The organism is Leucothrix pacifica (genome assembly GCF_003172875.1).
In the GTDB taxonomy this organism is placed as follows: domain Bacteria; phylum Pseudomonadota; class Gammaproteobacteria; order Thiotrichales; family Thiotrichaceae; genus Leucothrix; species Leucothrix pacifica.
In genome coordinates this window covers 7,605-9,400 of sequence record NZ_QGKM01000063.1, presented here as the reverse complement: position 1 = coordinate 9,400, position 1,796 = coordinate 7,605, and the positions used below count along the sequence as shown (strand labels likewise).

The following is a 1,796-nucleotide window of genomic DNA, read 5'->3' as shown; positions in this document are numbered from 1 at the left end:
TTTGATGAAACATTCAGTCAGCAATACGTAAAGATGGTGACAGCGGTTCCCAACAAGCCAATGATGCTGGCGGAAGTCAGCTCGACTGAACCACAAGATCAACCGGATCTTAGTTGGGGTCAGGATGGTGATGATTCTGATGCGCTGGAAAGCAAAGAAGCCTGGACTGCTGACATGATGCAATCAATTCAGGAGAGCTATCCTGCCATTAAATCTATCGTGTGGTTTAACACCAATAAAGAGTTAGGCTGGGCACTTAATGAGACCGGAAATACGGGATTAACTGCCTACAATAATGCGGTTATGACAGACTACTTTGGTGGTGAGTTAACCATTAAATCCACACCCGTACCTGATATCACTGATCCGGTGATTGAAGAGCCTGTTAAAAATTCGCCGCCTAAGAAGGGGAGTGGTAAGGGTAAGAAAGAGAATACGAGATTAGCGGCTAAAGCAGTGGCTGAGGACGGTAAGCTAACCGGTATCGCAAAAGCGCTTTCAGTCTCAAAAATGCCTGCTGTGGTTGGTCAAAAACTGCTGGCTAAAGAAGCTGAAGGACTGCGTAATATGTCAAAAGCAGAACTTAAAAACTGGCGAATGGGACGTTTGTTGGATTGATCGCAGTCGGAATCACTATTTATGTGCAGCCAGATAATCTGCCGCATGAGTAGTTTTTAGTAGCTTAAGCAAGTCAGGGCGTTAATGACTCAATGATTGCAACGGCATTAGCCACGCCATCCTCTTGAGAAATCTTCGTCTTGGTTGCTTGCGCTTTAATTTGCATTTCAGCATTTGTAACAGCCTCGGTAATTGCAGCAGCTAGTTTCACAGCAGTCAGTTTCTTTTTAGGCACCGGTTTTGGCCCCGCACCTAATGAGTCAACCGTTATTGCCCAGAATGGCTGGTCACCAAAAAATGGCACAATCACGGAGGGCTTACCTGCTCTAAGGCCAGCACCAGTTGTTCCCGCTCCACCATGATGAACCACCGCCGCCATGCGTGGAAACAGCCATTCATGTGGGGCGCTATCAATCTTAAAGATGAAATCCGGAAGCTTATCAGCATTCAATCCACCCCAGCCGGTTGCAATAATGCCTCTTACTCCGGCGATCTCCAGCGCTTCTATCACCAGTTTTGCTAGTTGCTGTGGGTGTCGCCCAGCCATTGAGCCAAAGCCAATGTAAACCGGAGGCTCGCCTGCCTGCAGAAAGTTGACTAGGTCTGCTGGCGGCGTCCAATCCGATTCATCATCCAAAAACCAATAGCCTGTGACATACGCAGTGTCTGGCCAGTCTGTTGGGCGAAATAACACAGCCTCGCTATATGCATGAAGTACGGGGATATCCGCACCATCGCCTGTTTTCAGCAGGTCGAATTTCTTCAGTGGTGCAAGAGCGATATGCCGGCGGAAGTCTTTGACATAACCACCCAAGGCCAACTTGGTGAGTGAGGCGATAATTTTATAACTCAGTCGGTTATACCAGCCACCCAATTTCCACTCCGGCAGTACCAAAAAAGGACGTTCCGAGGTGGGTACAAACATGGGAATTGGTGTTCCTAGAACACAAGGAATACCGAGCTTTTCCGCGATATGAGGCGCTGCGCCAGCTTTAGGGTGATAAACAATACAATCAGGGTTGACCGCTTTGGCCAGTTCCCAGGTTTCCCGAAACTGTGCTTTTTGCAGTGGCTTGAGTTGTTTGGAGAGTTTTATATTTTGTTTCACTACATCCCAAAGGTTGGTGGTGCTTTCCAGCATCTCCTTGCCTTGGTCGGTATCAATAATCGACAGCAAA

At 47.8% G+C, this 1,796-nt stretch carries 2 protein-coding genes; one reads left to right on the top strand and one right to left on the bottom strand.

Annotated elements, in window-relative coordinates:
• The coding region (locus DKW60_RS17705) for a hypothetical protein (RefSeq protein ID WP_219988815.1) at positions 1-618 on the top strand (618 nt) is incomplete at its 5' end.
• 73 nt (positions 619-691) lie between these two features.
• Here DKW60_RS17705 and DKW60_RS17700 read toward each other — a convergent pair.
• Positions 692-1,796 (bottom strand): glycosyltransferase (locus DKW60_RS17700; RefSeq protein WP_181389769.1); only part of this gene is annotated, 1,105 nt, incomplete at its 5' end.